This is a genomic window from Seohaeicola saemankumensis (genome assembly GCF_042678485.1).
In the GTDB taxonomy this organism is placed as follows: Bacteria; Pseudomonadota; Alphaproteobacteria; order Rhodobacterales; family Rhodobacteraceae; genus Seohaeicola; species Seohaeicola saemankumensis.
In genome coordinates this window covers 259,179-276,595 of sequence record NZ_JBHTKR010000002.1, presented here as the reverse complement: position 1 = coordinate 276,595, position 17,417 = coordinate 259,179, and the positions used below count along the sequence as shown (strand labels likewise).

Sequence of the window (17,417 nt, the reverse complement as noted above, 5' to 3'; positions counted from 1 at the left end):
AATCCTTTTATGCTTTCCGGGCCCACCCCGGCGTTTCAAGCTGACACCAATATGCATGCTGCAGCGCGGCATTTCAAGGATTTTATGCCGCAGCGCAGCATATTCTTTTTTTACCTTTCGGATCAGCCCTTTGAGGGCGGAAGCACATAGGTTCCCGGCGCCGGGCACAGGGGGGGATGTGAAGAATCACCCGGTTCCCTGGCGGCAACCATCTTGCCGGACCGTTTCGCCAGCCACTTGCCCCAGCGCGGCCACCAGCTGCCCTCATGGAAATCGGCAGCAGCCTTCCAGTCATCGGAGGGCAGGCCCAGATCCGGGTTGGTGTAGTGGCCGTATTTCTTCTTGGTCGGCGGGTTGATGATGCCCGCGATATGCCCGGACTGCGACAGGATGAATGTCTTGTCATCCGATCCCATCCCCTGTGCACCGCGATAGCTGTCTTTCCAGGCGGCGATGTGGTCGGTTTCGCAAGCAACCAGGCAGACCGGCACCTCGACCTCGGACAGGTGCAGCCGGGTGTCCAGCAAGTCGATCCCGCCCTCGGCAAACCGGTTCTGCTGGCACAGCCAGCGCAGATATTCCATGACCATCCGGGCCGGAAGATTGGTGCCGTCGCCATTCCAGTAAAGCAGATCGAAGGCCGGCGGCGACTCGCCCAGCATGTAGCTTTTGATCGCGGGCCCGTAAATCAGGTCGTTCGAGCGCAGGAACGAAAAGGTACGCGCCATGATGAAGGATCGCAGCACGCCATTCTCGGTCACTTCCGCTTCGATGCCGTCAATGAAATCGTCCTGCAGGAATGGGGTGAATTCGCCCTGTTCGGAAAAATCCGTGAGGGCGGTGAAGAAGGTCGCTGAGTTGATCGAGGTATCGCCGCGTTGCTTCAGCAGCGACAGCACCATCGACAGCGTGGTGCCCGCAATGCAATAGCCCACCGTGTTGACCTGTTTCTGTCCGGTGATCGCCTTCACCTCGCGGATCGCGGTCAGGTAGCCCTCCTTTATGTAGTCGTCCAGACCCACATCGCGATAGGTTTCGTCCGGGTTGACCCAGCTGACCACGAACAGGGTGAAACCCTGCTCGGTGATCCATTTGATCAGGCTGTTCTCCGGCTTGAGATCCATGATGTAGAACTTGTTGATCCAGGGCGGGAAGATGATCAGCGGGATCGCATGGACCTGCTCGGTCGCGGGCGAGAACTGGATCAGCTCCATCATGCGGTTGCGATAGACCACCTGCCCCGGCGTGGTGGCGATGTTCTCGCCCAGGCGAAAGGCGCTTTCATCCGCCAGGCGGACCAGCATCTCGCCGCTGTTCGCCTCGATGTCGGCGACCAGATTCTCAAGGCCCCTGATCAGCGACTCACCCTCGGTCTCGACCGCGCGTTCCAGCGCATCGGGGTTGGTGGACAGGAAATTGGTGGGCGCCAGCATGTCGATGATCTGGCGCGAGAAGTATTCCAGGCGCTTCTTTTCGCGCGGTGACAGGTCGTCGATTTCGGCCACGGCCTTTTCGATGGCCTGGGCATTCATCATGTACTGCTGCTTGATGAAGTTGAAATAGGGATGGGTCTTCCACAACGGGTTCGCAAAGCGCCGGTCATCGGGGGTACGATCCTCGGGCGCCTGCAGCTTTCCGGCGGCAATCGCTTGTTGTGCCTCAAGGAAATGCTTGACCGACTGGCCCCAGTATTCCAGCTGCGTTTCGAACAGATGGGCCGGGTTCTGCATCATCCGGGTCCAGTAGGTTGTCGCCGCCTTGGCGAACATCTCCTGGTCGGGTGCGTTCAGCGTGGGGTTCGCCGCCTTGCGATTCGACAACGCGGACACCAGCCGCTGAGACAATTCCTCGACCTTGGCAAGATTGGCGTTCAGCCGCTCCAAATTTTCGGGGGTCGTTGCCTCTTTGGTTGTCATGTTCATAAATTCCTCGTATCATCGCTGCTACGCAGCATTATTGCCGTCCTGTCGGGGAGGCCAGCGGCATAATGACCGACCCTGCGTACAGGACACGAAGGAGACGCTGATGCGTTACATGGCCGCTTACGACCTCATGGAAACTATGCGAAATACGAACCAATGGCTGGGTGCCTCCGCCCTGTCCATGGCATCCTATCCGGTTTTCAGCATGGTGCCAAACCCTGCTTTGCAGTGGATGGCCGCCTGGGGCGAAGTCACGGAGCGCACATTCAAGCGCATGACCGCCAAACCTGACTGGGGTATCCGCACTTTCACCTGCGCCGATGGCAAGGACCATCTGGTGCATATCGAAACCGTGGTGGAAAAACCCTTTGGCAACCTGATCCATTTCCGCATCCCGGGCCGCAAGCCCAGCCCGCGCAAGGTGCTGCTGGTGGCGCCGATGTCGGGCCATTACGCGACCTTGCTGCGATCGACCGTGAAAAGCCTTCTGGTCGATTGCGAGGTCTATATCACCGACTGGCACAATGCGCGCGACATCCCGGTGAGCGCCGGCAAGTTCGACGTCGAGGATTACACCCTCTACCTGGTCGATTTCATGCGCCACATGGGGCCTGACACCCATGTGATCGCGGTCTGCCAGCCCGCACCGCTGACCCTGGCCGCCACCGCCTACCTGGCCGAGGAAGACCCCAAGGCGCAACCGCGCAGCCTGACCCTGATCGGCGGGCCGATCGACCCTGACGCAACGCCGACCGATGTGACCGATTTCGGCGCAAGGGTGACGATGGGCCAGCTGCAGGAAACCATGATCCAGCGCGTCGGCTTCAAATATCCCGGCGTGGGGCGCAAGGTCTATCCGGGCCTTCTGCAACTGTCGTCCTTCATCTCGATGAACGGGGACCGTCATGCCAAGGCTTTCATGGATCAGATCGCCCGCACCGCGCGCGGCGAAGCGTCGGATCATGATGCCCATAACCGCTTTTATGACGAATACCTGGCGGTGATGGACATGACCGCCGAATTCTACCTGTCGACCGTGGAACGGATCTTCAAGAACTGCGAGATCGCCAAGAACGAATTCACGGTGAATGGCCGTCACGTGGACATCGGCAAGATCACCTCGGTTGCCGTGAAGACGGTCGAGGGCGCAAAGGATGACATCTCGGCCCCGGGTCAGTGCATCGCGGCGCTGAAGCTGTGCACGGGCCTTCCCGACAGCATGAAAGCCAGCCATGTCGAGCCGGACGCAGGCCATTACGGCATCTTCGCGGGCAAAAGCTGGCGCAACAACATCCGCCCGCTGGTGCTGCGTTTCATTGACGCGAACAGCCCGGCCCCGATGCCGAAGGTCAAACCTGCGAACAAGAACGCAGCGGCGAAGTAAGCGTTACGGATCAAGCGACAAGGCCGGGCCATGCGCCCGGCCTTTTGCATTCGTGTGACCCGCGCGGGGTCCAAATGCACCATCCCGCCCTATTTCGGCCGCCCGTTCCGCTGCTGTCCGCGCAGCCAGCGCCACAGCGGCAGCACATCCAGCGCCGCGACACCCAGGCCCAGCGGGATCATCCAGAAGCCAAGCACCGGCAGGAACCCCAGAAATCCGCCCGCGATCAGCAAAAGCCCCAGCACCAGGCGTACACCCGGCGGCAGCCTGCGCCGGACACGGACCAGAAAGCGCTGGTTCATGCGCCGGATCTTCTCGATCGTGGTGGGTTTGCGCGCCGTCATAGGCCGCTCAACGCTGCTGCCGGACCAGGTCGATCACTGATCCGTCACGATATTCGCACACCGCCACAACGGGCGCATCCGGCGCGGGGCCTGGCACATCCGGGGGCGGCGGGCACAGCGCGCGCATCGCCTCAAGCGTCATCACCGGCAGGCCAGCGTGGCGCGCGCGCTCTGCCAGATCAGCGCGGCGCGGGTTGATCGCGATACCTGCTTCGGTCACCACGGCATCGACATGCGCGCCCGGCGTGGTGCGGCAGGTGACCTGATCCACCAGGCGCGGCCAGTCGCGCGTTGCCAGCGGGGTCACGACGATCGCCAGTTTTGCCCCCGCCGCCGCATCCGCATGGCCGCCGGACCCGCCCATGATCGTGCCGTCACTGCCCGTGGTCACGTTCACGTCGAAATCGGAACCGACCTCGGTTGCCCCCAGGATCATCACGTCCAGCGCATTGACGATTGCATCGTCTCGGGCGGGGTTGGCATAGCGGCTGGCGCTCATGCCGCAATGGCGCGGGTCGCTGGCGAAGCTCTCGACCGCGTCCAGATCGAAGCTCTGGACGTTCCACAGCCGGTCGACCAGCCCGGCACGGTGCAGCGCGACGATCGGCGCCGTGATCCCGCCGCTGGCGAAGCCCGCCGTCACGCCCGCATCGGCCATCAGATGCCCCAGACGCGCGGCCACCGCCAGAGAGGTGCCCCCCGCACCGGTCTGAAAGCTCATGCCGCGTCGCATCAGCCCCGAGGCCGCGATCAGATCACCCGCCATGGCGGCGATCCGCAGCCCCTTGGGATCGGTGGTGATCTGCGTCGTGCCCGACACGATCCGCGCCGCATCCCCGATCCGGTCCAGCACCACGATATAATCGACCTGCGCCGCCGGAATATCGGGCGCGCATGGCAATTCGTTCACCAGGCAATCGGTCACCGCCACGGTCACGCGGGCCCGCGCGGCATCGACCTGGCCATATCCCAACGGTCCGAAAGCCGAAGGCCCATGCGCCCCCGTCAGGTTGCCCGCCCGGTCCGCCATGGCCGCCGCGATGAAGGCCACATCGACCCGCAGGCGCCCCGTCTCGATATCGCGCGCGCGGCCCCCATGGGTGTGCAGCACGACCGGCCGCGCCAGCGCGCCCCGGCTGACCGCCTGCGCCACGGGTCCCGCCATATAGGCGGTGCGAAGCCCCGTGACAGTGCCGCGCGCGATGTGATCCAGCAACGGCGCATGGGCGGCAAAGATCGAACTGGGCGCCAGCGTCAGGTCACCGATCCCGGCCTGTGCCACCGCATCCAGCGCCGCGTTCAGCACACCATCGCCATTGCGAAGATGGTGATGGAACGAGAGCGTCATTCCCTCGCGCAGCCCCGCCGCATGAAGGGCACTGGCCAGATCGGGCAGGCGTTTGTCCGCCGTACCGGCATCGCCGCGTTCCGGGATCAGGGGCAGGTCTGGGCAGGCCGCAGCCTCGGCATAGGGGCGCAGGGGGCCATATCCGGGCAGATGATCGGGCAGATCGCGGGTCATTGCAGCACGAAGGGTTGCTTCAGCCAGGCGCGCAGCGCCGCCGTCACCGCCTCGGGTGCTTCCAGCGTGGGCAGGTGGCCTGCATCTTCGATCACGTCCAGCCTGGCATAGGGGATCAGCTCGGCCATGAAGGCATGGCGCTTGAGCGGGGTCAGCGTGTCATGCGCGCCGCACAGCACCAGCGTGGGCACCTTGCAGCGCCGCAGGGTCGGCTGCTGATCGCGGCGGCGCTGCAACGCGCGCACCTGACGGATCAGGACCTCGGGTCCAAGATCGCGCCCCATCTCGAAAAGCTGGTTCAACACGGTCGGGCGCTGCGGACCGGGGGCCAGGAATTCGGGTTTCATGAACCCGCGCAACACCTCGTCCAGCCGCCCGGCGCGGGCGCCGATGATCATCGGCTCATAGGCGGCAGCACTTTGCGGGGTTTCGGCCAGCGGGTTGGTATCCATCAGCGCGATGCGGGTGATCCGTTCGGGCGCGCGGCGCAGCAGTTCCATCGCCACGATCCCGCCCATCGACAGCCCGGCCAGCGCGAATTTCGCAGGCAGAACATCCAGCAGCCCCGAGGCAATCTCCTCGATCCGTTCGCCTTGCGTGATGGGCGCGATGGTCACCGCATGATCGCGCGACAGGTCCGTGATCTGGGGTCCGAAAATACGGGCATCGCACATCATGCCGGGCAACAGGACAAGCGGATCGGGCATCAGGGTCACGGCCTTGCGGTCAGGGGCTTTGCTGGGCCCAAAGTGACAGATCGCCTGCGGACGTCAACCGGATTGGGGCGGTTGGGCGCCGGCATCGGGATAGCCCGCCCAGCGGAAAGCGCCATCGGGTGCCAGCGGCGAGAACGGGTTGAACGCCACCTCCCAGACATGGCCATCGGGATCGGCGAAATAGCCGATATGCCCGCCCCAGAACACGTCATGGGCCGGGCGCAGGATACGCGCGCCCGCCGCCTCGGCGCGGCGCATCACGGCCGCCACCTCGGCCCTGGTGCGCGTATTGCAGGCCAATGTCATGCCGCCCGTGCCCAGATCGGTTTCGGCCAGCCCCATGTCACGGGCCAGATCGGCGCGCGGATACAGCGCCAGCGACTGCCCCAGCAGGTCAAAGACGCGGATGCCCTGCGCGCTATCGGCGCGGGTCCAGCCCAGCGCCTCGTAAAACGCGGCCGCGCGGTCGATATCCGTGACCGCAAGCGTGACAAGGCTGATGCGCTGCTCCATCGCGCCGCCCCCTCAGGCCCGCGCCGCGTCTGCGGTCACTTCGGCGATCGCGGCGGCGATCAGGTCCAGACAGGCAGGGTCGGAAAACCGGTGATCCGCCCCCTTGACCAGGGTCAGGCGGATATTGTCGCCGGTCACATGCTCCAGCAAGCGCAGCGCCACGCCCTGATCCACATCCGCATCCGCCGTGCCCTGCAGCATTCTGACGGGGAATGGCAGCCTCAGCGGGTCGCGCAGCACCAGATGGGCGCGGCCGTCCTCGATCAGGCGCCGGGTGATCACCAGCGGCGCGCCATATTCCGATGGCAGCGCGATCTTGCCCACGGTGTCCAGCACCGCGCGCTGATCGGCATCAAACCCCTGCCACATGCTGTCCTCGGTGAAATCAGGCGCCGCCGCGATGGTCACAAGCCCCGCCACCTTGCCCGGCATGTCCCGCGCCAGCAGCAGCGAAATCCATCCCCCCATGGACGAGCCGACAAGGATCTGCGGCCCCTCGGTCAATGCCGTGACGGCCGCCATCGCATCCGCTGCCCAGTCGCCGATCGCTCCGGCTTCGAAATCGCCCGAGGATTGCCCATGCCCCGAATAGTCGAAGCGCAGAAAGGCCCTGCCTTCCGCGCGCGCCCATGCCTCAAGGTATTGCGCCTTGGTGCCGGTCATGTCCGAGCGGAACCCGCCAAGGAACACCACACCCGGCCCCGCGCCCGCGATGCGCGCATATGCGATGCGCCGCCCCGTTTCGGTTTCAAGATACTCTGCCATGGTCCTGCCCTTCGCTGTTTGCGCCTTGGTCCCGATCTTGCCCCAGCCCGCAGGCCGGGAAAACCCCGCATCGAAAGAGGCGCCCGCCCGCTTGACTTGGGCCACGCCGAACGTCACATAGGCCCAGCACAATATAACCCGCAACCGGGCGTTCCGTGGGCGCCAAACCGACGAGGAGGCCGATATGGCACAGATCTCTCTCACCTTTCCCGATGGCAATGCGCGCAGCTATGACGCGGGCGTGACCGCCGCCGATGTTGCCGCCGACATCTCGAAATCGCTGGCTAAAAAGGCCATCAGCGCCACGCTGGACGGCAAGCATTGGGATCTGCAATGGCCGATCACAAGCGATGCGAAGATTGCCATCAACACCATGGCCGACCGCGCGCCCGCGCTGGAACTGGTGCGTCATGACCTGGCCCATATCATGGCCCGCGCCGTGCAGGAGATCTGGCCCACAGTCAAGGTCACCATCGGCCCGGTGATCGACAACGGCTGGTATTACGATTTCGACCGCGCGGAACCCTTCACGCCCGAAGATCTGTCCGTGATCGAAAAGAAGATGCGCGAGATCATCAACAAGCGTGATCCCGTCACCACCGAGGTCTGGGACCGCGACCGCGCCATCGCCTTCTACGAGGCCAATAACGAGCCCTACAAGGTCGAGCTGATCAATGCGATCCCCGGCGACGAACCGCTGCGGATGTATTGGCACGGCCATTGGCAGGACCTGTGCCGTGGCCCGCATCTGCAAAACACCGGGCAGGTGCCCGCCGACGCCTTCAAGCTGATGCATGTGGCCGGAGCCTATTGGCGCGGCGACAGCAGCCGCCCCATGCTGCAACGCATCTATGGCGCCGCCTTCCTGAACCGCGACGAGTTGAAAGCGCATCTGACCATGCTGGAGGAGGCCGCGAAACGCGACCACCGCAAGCTGGGCCGCGAGATGGAGCTGTTCCATATGCAGGAAGAGGCCCCCGGCCAGATCTTCTGGCACCCCAACGGCTGGACCATCTACACCACGCTGCAGGATTACATGCGCCGCCAGCAGCGCCGCGGCGGCTATGTCGAGGTGAACACACCACAGGTCGTGAACCGCAAGCTGTGGGAAGCCTCGGGCCATTGGGAAAACTACCAGGAAAACATGTTCATCGTTGAGGTAGACGAGGATCACGCCCGCGAAAAGACCGTCAACGCGCTGAAACCCATGAACTGCCCCTGCCATGTGCAGGTGTTCAACGTGGGCCTGAAATCCTATCGCGATCTGCCACTGCGGATGGCCGAATTCGGATCGTGCAACCGCTATGAGCCCTCGGGCGCGCTGCACGGCATCATGCGCGTGCGCGGCTTCACGCAGGATGACGCGCATATCTTCTGCACCGATGACCAGATCGAGGCCGAAACCAAGAAGTTCATCGACTTCCTGGCCGGGATCTATGCCGACCTGGGCTTTGACAACTGGACCATCAAGCTCTCGACCCGGCCCGAAAAACGCGTGGGCAGCGACGCAAGCTGGGACCGGGTGGAAAAGGCCCTGGGCGATGCCTGCCGCGCGGCGGGCTATGACTACGAGATTCAGGAAGGCGAAGGCGCCTTCTACGGGCCGAAGCTGGAGTTCGTGCTGACCGACGCGATCGGGCGCGACTGGCAATGCGGCACGTTGCAGGTGGATCCCAACCTGCCCGAACGGCTGGACGCCAATTACATCGGGCAGGACGGCGCAAAGCACCGCCCCGTGATGCTGCACCGTGCGGTCCTTGGCAGTTTCGAACGCTTCATCGGCATCCTGATCGAATCTCACGCGGGCAAGCTGCCCTTCTGGCTGGCCCCGCGCCAGGTGGTCGTGGCGGCCATCGTGTCGGACGCGGATGACTATTGCCTCAAGGTCGTGGATGCGCTGAAAGCCCGTGGAATAAGGGCCGAGGCCGATCTGCGGAATGAAAAGATCAACTACAAGATCCGTGAACATTCCGTCGGCAAGGTGCCCGTGATCCTGGCCTGCGGCATGAAAGAGGTCGAGGAGGGCACCGTTTCCGTCCGCAGGCTTGGTGAGAATTCGACATCCGTTACATCGCTTGACGCGATTGTGGACAGCCTCTCGGCCGAAGCGACACCGCCCGACCTGTTGTAACAATCAAGGCCCGGAACCGGCCCGGAACACTGCCCCCTCCAGCGTGGAAAGCAGGCGATTCCGGGCCGATCACCACCCACGGCACCCTTTTTTCCAAGCATTTCTCACGCGGGCGTGACACACTTCCTCGTGATTGGCGCGTGACGATACGCGGCGGCTACCACTTGGATATCGCCAACAAGCGATGCCGAATTCAACCCCAAGGGAGATTAACCCAATGTCCACCACCATGATCAAGTCGCTCGCCATCGCAGGTGCAATGGCCACCGCTCTGGCCGCCCATTCCACCACCGCACAGGCACAGGCCACCGAGAAATGCTTCGGCGTGGCGCTGGCCGGCGAGAATGATTGCGCCGCCGGTCCCGGCACCACCTGCGCCGGCACCTCCAAGGTCGACTATCAGGGCAACGCCTGGAAGATGGTGCCCGCCGGCACTTGCGTCACGATGGAAAAAGAAGGCGGCCGGATGGGTTCGCTTGAAGCGCTGGACCGCGACCTGCCCGCATAAGCACCAAACCGAGGCAGGCGCCGGTCGTCTGCCTCGATCCATCCCTGATCCGACAGCGCCCCGCGCCGCCTGCCAATCACGGAGCATCCACCATGACCACAGCCCCCCGCGACACACGGCCCCTGCCCTCAGCCCCCGGCGTCGGCTACAAGGCCCAGCATTACAGCGAGATCATCGCGGATGCCCGCCCGGTGCAGTGGCTGGAAATCCATGCCGAGAATTACATGGGCGACGGTGGTCGCCCGATCGCGCAGCTGCGCCACCTGTCCGAACGCTTTCCCATATCGGTGCATGGGGTGGGGCTGTCCATCGGGGGCGAAGGCGCGCTTGATCTCGAACACCTCGCCCGGTTGAAACACCTGTGCGACTGGCTGCAACCGGCCAGCTTTTCCGAACATCTGGCCTGGTCCAGCCATGACAGCGCCTTTCTGAACGATCTGCTGCCCCTGCCCTATACCGATGCGACGCTTGCCCGCGTGGCCGATCACATCGACCAGGTGCAGGACTCCCTTGGCCGCCGGATGCTGCTGGAAAACCCCTCCAGCTACCTTGCCTTCGCGGAAAGCACATGGTCCGAGCCTGATTTTCTGCGCGAACTGACCCGGCGCACCGGATGTGGCCTGCTGCTGGATGTGAACAATGTCTTCGTCTCGGCCACCAACCTCGGCTTCGATCCGCGCGGCTATGTGGATGCCTTCCCGCTGGACGCCGTGGGCGAAATCCACCTGGGCGGCCATGACACGGACGCCGATGACCACGGCGCGCCCCTGCTGATCGACAGCCACGGGGCCGCGATTGCCGATCCGGTCTGGACCCTTCTCGATCATGTGCTGGCCCGCTCTGGCGCGCGCCCGGTTCTGGTGGAATGGGACAATGACGTGCCCGACTGGCCCGTTCTGGCCGGTGAAGCGCGGCGCGCCGCGGCGACCCTTGCCCGTCTGCACCCCGCCCGAACACCCGAGGCCGCGCTATGACCGGTCTTGTCGATGATTTCCTGCCCGCGCTGATGGACCCGGACCGCCCCGTGCCGCAAGGCTTGCGGGACGGTCAGGGCCGCCCGGCCGGACGCCGCTTCAACGTCTATCGCAACAATGTCACCGTCTCGCTGATCGAGGCGCTGACCCAGGGCTTTCCCGCTGTGGAAAAGCTGCTGGGCGCCGCGTATTTCGCGGCCATCGCGCGCGTCTTCGTGCGGGACAACCCGCCACGGTCACGGCTGATGATGCATTACGGCGCAGGTTTTCCGGCATTTCTGGAAAACGCAGCGCCGCTGTCGCACCTTGGGTATCTGGGCGATGTGGCGCGGCTGGAACTGGCCTTGCGGCAGTCCTATCACGCCGCCGATGCGGCCCCGCTTGATCCCGCGCTGCTGGGGGCCATCGCGCCCGATGATCTGCCAGGGATCCGTTTCACCCTTGCCCCCGCCGTTCTGCTGATCCGCTCGCGCTGGCCGATCCATGCGATCTGGGCCTTCAACATGATCCCCGGCAGCCCTACGCCGCAGGCGGGCGCGCAGGATGTGCTGATCACAAGACCGGGTTTCGATCCGGTCGCCCAACCGCTGCCCAAGGGCGGCGCCGCCTTTGTCGCCGCGCTGATGCAGGGCCTGCCTCTGGGCGCCGCGCATGATGCGGGCCTAGCCGAGGACGAGACTTTCGATCCCGCCGCAATCCTTGGCCTGCTGATCGCAGGCCATGCCCTGACCGGCCTGAACAGCGAGTAATCCGATGAACACCCTGATCCATCTTCATGACCGTGCCTTTGCCCCCATCGCACGGGCCGATTGGCTGCTGCCCACCCTTGCGCGCCTGGTCTTCGCCGGGGTGCTTCTGGCCTATTTCTGGGCCTCTGGCCTGACCAAGCTGGGCGATGGCCTGCCCGGCCTCTTCACCCCCTCGCTCGGGGCCTATGCCCAGATCTTCCCCCGCGCGATGGAGGCCGTTGGCTATGACATCAGCCAGTTCGGCCTGTGGTACAAACTGGTGGTTCTGGCCGGCACATGGGCCGAATTCATCCTGCCGCTCTTGATCGTGCTGGGCCTGATGACGCGCCTTGCCGCACTTGGCATGATCGGTTTCATCATCGTGCAGACCCTGACCGACCTGATCGGCCATGGCGCGCTGGCGCATCCCGAAACGCTGGGCGCATGGTTCGACCGCGCGCCCGACAGCCCGATCATGGATCAGCGCGCGCTATGGGTCCTGCTGCTGATGGTGCTGGTCGCCCGGGGCGCGGGCGCGCTGTCGCTGGACCGTCTGCTGGCACGCTGATCAGAAATGCGCCTTCGGCTCGTCGGGTTTTCCGGCGGCCAGGGCCAACAGGCCGCCAACCAGGCAGAACCCGATGGGAAACATCGTGAAGACGTTGAACCCGAAGGCATAATACATGCCCCCCGCCGACAGCAGCAGCAAGACCCCGCCCCACAGCGCGCGGACCTTGGCCATCGCGCCGCCGGCAATCGCCAGCAGGGGCGACAGGAAACTCGCCAGGCGGATCACCTCGATATTGGCGACCTGTTCGAACAGGCCCTCGATCTCGCCATAGCGGGCGACGGCCTCGGTATAGCCATAGCTGAAAAACCCGACCACCATGGCCATGATCCCGCCGATGATGCCCAGCATCAGGGCTGCGTTGCGCATGTGTCGCCCTCCGTTTCCGCAGTGTCAGCCCAGCAGGGCCGCCTGCACATCCTTGCCCCAGCCCAGGTACAGCGTGCCGTCATCCGCGACGATCAGCGGGCGCTTCATCAGCGCGGGATGATCCGCCAGCAGCGCCAGCGGATCGCGGGCGCGCTGATCCTCGGACAGGCCGCGCCATGTGGTCGAGGCGGTATTCACCAGCCTTGCGCCAAATGTTGCATGGGCGCGCGCCAGCAGATCGGCGGGCACGCCCTGGCTGCGTACATCCACGAAATCCACACCCGGCAAAGCCTTGATCGCCTTGCGGCAGGTGTCGCAGGTCTTCAGTCCGTAAAGGGTCATCCTTGCCTCGCAATCAGTCATCGGCCCCTCAATACCGGCGAAACCCTGCAAGTTCACGGGTGTTTTTCTTGATTTTTGCAAAAGCCATGCAATCTTTTTCATATGCGCGCCGCGCAGCACGGCCGAATGAGCCGTGGTAACGATCATACGTGAAGGAGACACGGGACATGCCCAACGGCACCGTGAAGTGGTTCAATACGACCAAAGGCTACGGGTTCATCGCCCCGGAGGATGGTGGCAAGGACGTTTTCGTTCATATTTCAGCGGTCGAGCGGTCCGGCCTGACCGGCCTCGCCGACAATCAAAAGCTGTCCTACGAATTGCAGGAAGGCCGCGACGGACGCCAGATGGCGGCCGATCTCAAGCCTCTGTAACGGGGTCAGACGGCATCACGCCAGCACAGACCGCAGGTCCGGCGCGCAGATCACGCGAAGGCGCGGGTGATCATCACCCCCGCCCAAGCCGACACACCCGTCAGGATCGCGCCCCAGGTCAGGTCCACGGCGACCATCTGCCAGTGCCAGTCGCGCAGCGTCGCGTAATTGGTGAACTCATAGGTGCCGTAAGCCATGGCGCCCAGGATCGCGCCCCCGATCAGCGCGGCCATGGGGGCGGCGTCGCGCAACGCGGGTAGCGACACGAAATAAAGCAGGCCCCCCACGTAGAAAAGATAGAACACCGCCGCAGGCCCGATGCGGATCGGTTCAGCCAGCAGATCGCCCAGATGCGTCTCGAACAGGGGTTTGAGGACGCGCGTCAGCATGATCGCGTCAAGGATCAGGAAGACGGCGGCGGTCGAGACATAAAGAATGATGAGTTGCAAAGCAGGCGGCCTTTCGTTCTGGTTGAAAGGGATACGGCCCGGGTTGCGTTTTGGATGAAAGACAGCGCCCACACCACTCAAAGCCGCGCGGTCACCGACACGCGGGGCGGCGAACTCGCCTATATGAGAGGCAGTTTATCCCGCCACATCATCGAGCCTGCGTTCATGCCGCAACGGTCGCAAAATCGCCGCCGCCGCATTTCAAGATCAGGGGGCGGGTCGGCGATCGCGCGGCGGCGCGTACCGCGCCTTGTTCCGCCTGGCTTTCCCCTCACCCCAACGTATCCATAAACTCCCGCCATTCGCCCTTGCTCATGCCGGAATTCTCCTGCGTCACCTCTTCGCCCTTCAACATCCGGCGCACGCAATCCAGCGCGGTGGCGCTTATCGTGGCACCACCCATGCGATAATCCTCGAAGGCCTTGTAGGCGAAGGGCACCCAATCGGCGACCACGTTGCAGATCGCATCGGCATAGACGCGGATCTCGTATTGCGCGTGGGCGTCCGCGCGCAGGCGCAGGAAATGCAGCAGGTTGTGCAGATCCACCTTCCAGTACCACTGGGTATAGATATTCGCGGGCAGGTTCATCCGCGCCAGTTCGCGGGCCAGACCCAACTGCCCCTCCTGCGAAATCATCGCCTCGTAATGGTCATAGGCGCGGTTCGCGTCGGTCTTGAGGATCTCCAGCACGCGGGCGGCCTCCTCGCCCTCCAGCGCGGCGCCGCGACCCTGGTTGTTGACCACCGATTGCGCGGCCAGATGTTCGGGCGCGGGGATATAGAATTCGCGGTCCAGGATCGAATAGCGGGCTGAATATTCATTCACATTCGCCGTCCGGTGACGGATCCATTGGCGCGCCACGAAGACGGGCAGCTTGACGTGCAGCTTGACCTCGCACATCTCGAACGGGGTCGAGTGCCAGTGCCGCATCAGGTAGCGGATCAGCCCCTCGTCATTCTGTACCGATTTGGTGCCCTTGCCGTAGCTGACGCGCGCCGCCTGGCAGATGGCCGCATCATCGCCCATGTAGTCGATCACGCGGACAAAGCCGTGATCCAGGACCGGGATCGCGGTATAGAGATGTTTCTCCATCCCCGGCGATACCGCGCGAAGGGTCGGCTGCGCCTGCGCGCGCTGTGCGTCAACCTCGGCCTGCTGGTCTGGTGTAAGCGGCATGTCGGGGCTCCTTGATCCGGGTGTCTGAGTCGGCCCCAACTATATCTTGAGGATGGTACCTACGGAAACCACAATAGTAAGGTGGTTGTCGCAGCCCCGAACCGGGCCTTTCGACCGCGAAAGGCGGGAATTTTTTCCAACTTCGCCACGTGGGTCGTTGACTTTACCCCTGTGCCACGGGACTCTTCGTGCCACGTTATGAACTTTCGAGGACGGTGACATGAATAAGCTTTTGGGCATGTGCATGGCGAGTGCGATTCTGGCCGGGTGCAGCGGCAATCCATTCACACCGATCCTGTCGGATGACGCCCCCGTGGTCGTGGACACGCCCGCAACGCCGGTGCCGGATCCCTTCGCCACGATCCCCGCAGCGCTGGCCAACAACCTGCAATCGGCCACCTATGACGCCGATGCCGGAACGCTTGTGCTGCGGCTGACCTCGCTGAGCAGCGGGACGCTGGATGCGACCTACACGCGGACACCCGCGCTGGACCGCCCCGGATACCAGGCCTACACGCTGCAGGACGATCCGCTGGATCGGCATGTGACGGCCATGGTGGCGCGCAGCAGCGACGTCGGAAATTCGGTTCAGGCCGGGGCCGCTGCGGACGGCGGGCAGTTCAACACATTCTTCAGTGGCGGCTTTTACGAACGCAACGATCCCGGCAACACCTTCGTCAAGCCGACATCGGGGCTTGTGTCCTATGCCGGCACCTACGCGGGACAAACCAATATCAACGCGCCCGGCGATCAGTTGCTGCCGGTCGACCCGGCGGTCGACACCGCCGCCCGGCCCGCCCAAAGCGCCCAGGTTGTAGGCACGATCTTCCTGAACGTCGACTTCGCCAATAACACGATCAACGGCGCGATCTTCGACAGATCGCTGATCCAGCTTACCCAGCCCCTGCCCGATCTTGCGCTGCGGGTTGGCAACATCGCGACGGACGGTACATTCTACGGGAATACGGTGAACTACCGCGGCGTGCCAGAGCAGGACATCGGCGATTACGGCGGCATCTTCGGCGGCACCGATGCCTCGGCGGTTGGCGGCGTGGTCGCGCTGACGGAATTCGATGGCCCGTCCAATTCGCTGGGTTATCAGGGCGAACGCGAGACAGGTGTCTTCGTCCTCAGCCGGTGCGGCGCAACCGGGTCGGATCCCCTGCTCTGCGCCAATGCCAACTAAACCGGGGCGGCGCGGCCTTGCCGGCGCGCTGATCCTGTCGCTTCTGGCGGGCGCGCCTGCGCTGGCGCAGACCAGCCCGCCCGCGGCCCCCCCGGTCGCCGAGGTCAGCATGAGCCTGGACCAGGCCCGCGGGCTTGCCGCGACCGCCCTGCAACAGGGAAATCCTGCGCTGGCGCTGCAAATCGGCCAAGGTTTGCTTCAGGCCAATGCCAAGGATCCGCTGGCGCATTTCATCATCGCGCAAGCCCTGCGCCAGCAAGACAGGCCGCAAGAGGCGCGGCAGGCCGCAGCCCTCGCCTATCGGTACGCGGACACGGATGTGCAGAAATTCGAAGCCGCACAACTGGCCGCGCGGCTGTCGGTCGATGCATCCCAATTCACCCGCGCCCAGCTCTGGCTGCGCCGTTCGCTGCTGCATGCCCCGAATCCGGCGATGCGCCCCCGGATTGCACAGGATTTCCGCCAGGTCAGGGCGATGGACCCTCTGGAACTGCGCTTGCGGCTATCCATCGCCCCCTCGTCGAATGTGAACAACGGCAGTGACAGCCCCTATGCGCTGATCGATGGCGTGCCGGTGATCGGCCTTCTGGACGGTCTGTCGCAGGCGCTGTCCGGTGTGACGGGTGCTGCGGACCTTGGGGTCGGCTACAGGCTGCACGCCATTAAGGGGGCCGAAACCCAGGCCCTGCTGCGCGCCTATGGCAGCCGGGTCTGGCTGGATGACAGCGCGCTGGCGCTGGCCAACAGCTTTCCCGGCGCGGATGTGTCGAATGACGATTTTTCCTTCGCCCTGGTCGAAACCGGCCTGCGCCATGTGCGGCGCACCGGCGCGGATGCCGACACCGGCTTTGTCGCGGCCGAACTGGCCGCGGGGCGCAGCTGGTATGGCGGCGACCCCTATCAACGGCATCTGCGCCTTGGCCTGACACGCGGGATGAAACTTTCCGACAGCGCCACCCTGACACTGGGGGCCGAGGCAGAGCGGCGCGTTTTCGAGGATGGGTTCAACCAACCGATCGAGACACTGGGCCTTCAGGCGACCCTGGGATACAGGATCGCCAACGGGGATCGCCTGAGCCTGTCGCTGGCGTTGCGGGACAGCGACAGTGACAGCCGCAACGCGGTATCCACCCGCAGCACCGCCTATCTGCGCTATGACATGGTCAGGCCGATCGGTCCCGCGCGCCTCAGCTTCACCCTGGGCGCGGCAGAGACGCTTTACCCCGACTATGCCGTGGGTTTCATCGTCGTGCCGGGGGGGCGGCAGGACGATACGGTCTTCGGCAGTGTCGACATTCTGTTTCAGGATCTTGACTATGCCGGATTTGCGCCCACCCTCACGCTGAGGGCGCAGAAGACGCGTTCAAACTTCAGCCGTTTCGATGCCAGTGAGCTGGCGGTTTCCTTTGGCATCAGGTCGCTCTTCTGACACTCTGCCGCGGGAT

General features: G+C 64.2%; 20 protein-coding genes. 9 read left to right on the top strand and 11 right to left on the bottom strand.

Going from position 1 to position 17,417, the window contains the following annotated elements:
• Positions 1–122 precede the first annotated feature (122 nt).
• A complete protein-coding gene (locus ACFQ3C_RS05165; RefSeq protein ID WP_380789414.1) occupies positions 123–1,916 on the bottom strand; it encodes a PHA/PHB synthase family protein in 1,794 nt (597 codons plus the stop codon).
• 109 nt (positions 1,917–2,025) lie between these two features.
• On the opposite strand from ACFQ3C_RS05165, the gene phaZ reads away from it, so the two are divergent.
• On the top strand, positions 2,026–3,306 hold the full coding sequence (gene phaZ / locus ACFQ3C_RS05160; protein ID WP_380789413.1) for a polyhydroxyalkanoate depolymerase: 1,281 nt from the start codon (positions 2,026–2,028) through the stop codon (positions 3,304–3,306).
• Between the two features lie 89 nt (positions 3,307–3,395).
• On the opposite strand, the gene ACFQ3C_RS05155 is transcribed toward phaZ, so the two are convergent.
• From ACFQ3C_RS05155 to ACFQ3C_RS05135, 5 genes are all read right to left on the bottom strand, one after another.
• Positions 3,396–3,650, bottom strand: coding sequence for a hypothetical protein (locus ACFQ3C_RS05155; RefSeq protein ID WP_380789412.1), 255 nt, complete (start codon positions 3,648–3,650; stop codon positions 3,396–3,398).
• Between the two features lie 7 nt (positions 3,651–3,657).
• Positions 3,658–5,172 (bottom strand): citrate lyase subunit alpha, encoded by a 1,515-nt coding sequence (gene citF / locus ACFQ3C_RS05150; RefSeq protein ID WP_380789411.1) that lies wholly within the window; start codon positions 5,170–5,172, stop codon positions 3,658–3,660.
• Complete coding sequence (locus tag ACFQ3C_RS05145; protein ID WP_380789410.1) at positions 5,169–5,879, bottom strand: alpha/beta fold hydrolase; 711 nt, start codon at positions 5,877–5,879, stop codon at positions 5,169–5,171. Before ACFQ3C_RS05145 ends, citF begins: the two co-directional genes overlap by 4 nt.
• 63 nt (positions 5,880–5,942) lie before the next feature.
• Complete coding sequence (locus tag ACFQ3C_RS05140; RefSeq protein WP_380789409.1) at positions 5,943–6,401, bottom strand: VOC family protein; 459 nt, start codon at positions 6,399–6,401, stop codon at positions 5,943–5,945.
• A gap of 12 nt (positions 6,402–6,413) precedes the next feature.
• Entirely contained in the window at positions 6,414–7,166 is a 753-nt protein-coding gene (locus tag ACFQ3C_RS05135) for an alpha/beta hydrolase (RefSeq protein ID WP_380789408.1), read from the bottom strand.
• Between the two features lie 184 nt (positions 7,167–7,350).
• On the opposite strand from ACFQ3C_RS05135, the gene thrS reads away from it, so the two are divergent.
• The 5 genes from thrS (at position 7,351) to ACFQ3C_RS05110 (ending at position 12,075) form a co-directional block, all read left to right on the top strand.
• Entirely contained in the window at positions 7,351–9,297 is a 1,947-nt protein-coding gene (gene thrS / locus ACFQ3C_RS05130; RefSeq protein ID WP_380789407.1) for a threonine--tRNA ligase, read from the top strand.
• A 217-nt stretch (positions 9,298–9,514) separates the two neighbouring features.
• Positions 9,515–9,805, top strand: a complete 291-nt coding sequence (locus ACFQ3C_RS05125) for a BufA1 family periplasmic bufferin-type metallophore (RefSeq protein WP_380789405.1) — start codon at positions 9,515–9,517, stop codon at positions 9,803–9,805.
• A gap of 92 nt (positions 9,806–9,897) precedes the next feature.
• A complete protein-coding gene (gene bufB, locus ACFQ3C_RS05120; RefSeq protein WP_380789404.1) occupies positions 9,898–10,779 on the top strand; it encodes an MNIO family bufferin maturase in 882 nt (293 codons plus the stop codon).
• Entirely contained in the window at positions 10,776–11,528 is a 753-nt protein-coding gene (locus ACFQ3C_RS05115; RefSeq protein ID WP_380789403.1) for an HvfC/BufC family peptide modification chaperone, read from the top strand. The genes bufB and ACFQ3C_RS05115 overlap by 4 nt, the downstream gene beginning before the upstream one ends.
• 4 nt (positions 11,529–11,532) lie before the next feature.
• Entirely contained in the window at positions 11,533–12,075 is a 543-nt protein-coding gene (locus ACFQ3C_RS05110; protein ID WP_380789402.1) for a DoxX family protein, read from the top strand.
• Here ACFQ3C_RS05110 and ACFQ3C_RS05105 read toward each other — a convergent pair whose 3' ends face one another.
• From ACFQ3C_RS05105 to ACFQ3C_RS05095, 3 genes are read right to left on the bottom strand one after another with little or no spacing between them, the layout of a single operon-like run.
• Positions 12,076–12,444, bottom strand: coding sequence for a hypothetical protein (locus ACFQ3C_RS05105; RefSeq protein ID WP_380789401.1), 369 nt, complete (start codon positions 12,442–12,444; stop codon positions 12,076–12,078).
• Positions 12,445–12,468: 24 nt separating this feature from the next.
• Positions 12,469–12,786, bottom strand: coding sequence for an arsenate reductase family protein (locus ACFQ3C_RS05100; protein ID WP_380789400.1), 318 nt, complete (start codon positions 12,784–12,786; stop codon positions 12,469–12,471).
• Positions 12,787–12,814: 28 nt separating this feature from the next.
• Positions 12,815–12,955 (bottom strand): hypothetical protein, encoded by a 141-nt coding sequence (locus tag ACFQ3C_RS05095; RefSeq protein ID WP_380789399.1) that lies wholly within the window; start codon positions 12,953–12,955, stop codon positions 12,815–12,817.
• Between ACFQ3C_RS05095 and ACFQ3C_RS05090 the strand changes: the two genes are divergently transcribed.
• The gene (locus ACFQ3C_RS05090; RefSeq protein ID WP_380789398.1) at positions 12,954–13,160 is read left to right on the top strand and encodes a cold-shock protein; all 207 of its coding nucleotides are present in this window, start codon (positions 12,954–12,956) and stop codon (positions 13,158–13,160) included. The two genes, ACFQ3C_RS05095 and ACFQ3C_RS05090, sit on opposite strands and share 2 nt — an antisense overlap.
• Positions 13,161–13,210: 50 nt before the next feature.
• Here the strand turns inward: ACFQ3C_RS05090 and ACFQ3C_RS05085 are convergent, their stop codons facing one another.
• Entirely contained in the window at positions 13,211–13,609 is a 399-nt protein-coding gene (locus ACFQ3C_RS05085; protein ID WP_380789397.1) for a DUF2177 family protein, read from the bottom strand.
• Between the two features lie 271 nt (positions 13,610–13,880).
• Entirely contained in the window at positions 13,881–14,786 is a 906-nt protein-coding gene (gene thyX, locus ACFQ3C_RS05080) for an FAD-dependent thymidylate synthase (protein WP_380789396.1), read from the bottom strand.
• 220 nt (positions 14,787–15,006) lie between these two features.
• Between thyX and ACFQ3C_RS05075 the strand changes: the two genes are divergently transcribed.
• Both ACFQ3C_RS05075 and ACFQ3C_RS05070 read left to right on the top strand, forming a co-directional pair.
• A complete protein-coding gene (locus tag ACFQ3C_RS05075; RefSeq protein WP_380789395.1) occupies positions 15,007–15,972 on the top strand; it encodes a thymidylate synthase in 966 nt (321 codons plus the stop codon).
• Entirely contained in the window at positions 15,962–17,401 is a 1,440-nt protein-coding gene (locus tag ACFQ3C_RS05070) for a surface lipoprotein assembly modifier (protein ID WP_380789394.1), read from the top strand. The genes ACFQ3C_RS05075 and ACFQ3C_RS05070 overlap by 11 nt, the downstream gene beginning before the upstream one ends.
• The last annotated feature ends 16 nt before the right edge of the window (positions 17,402–17,417 follow it).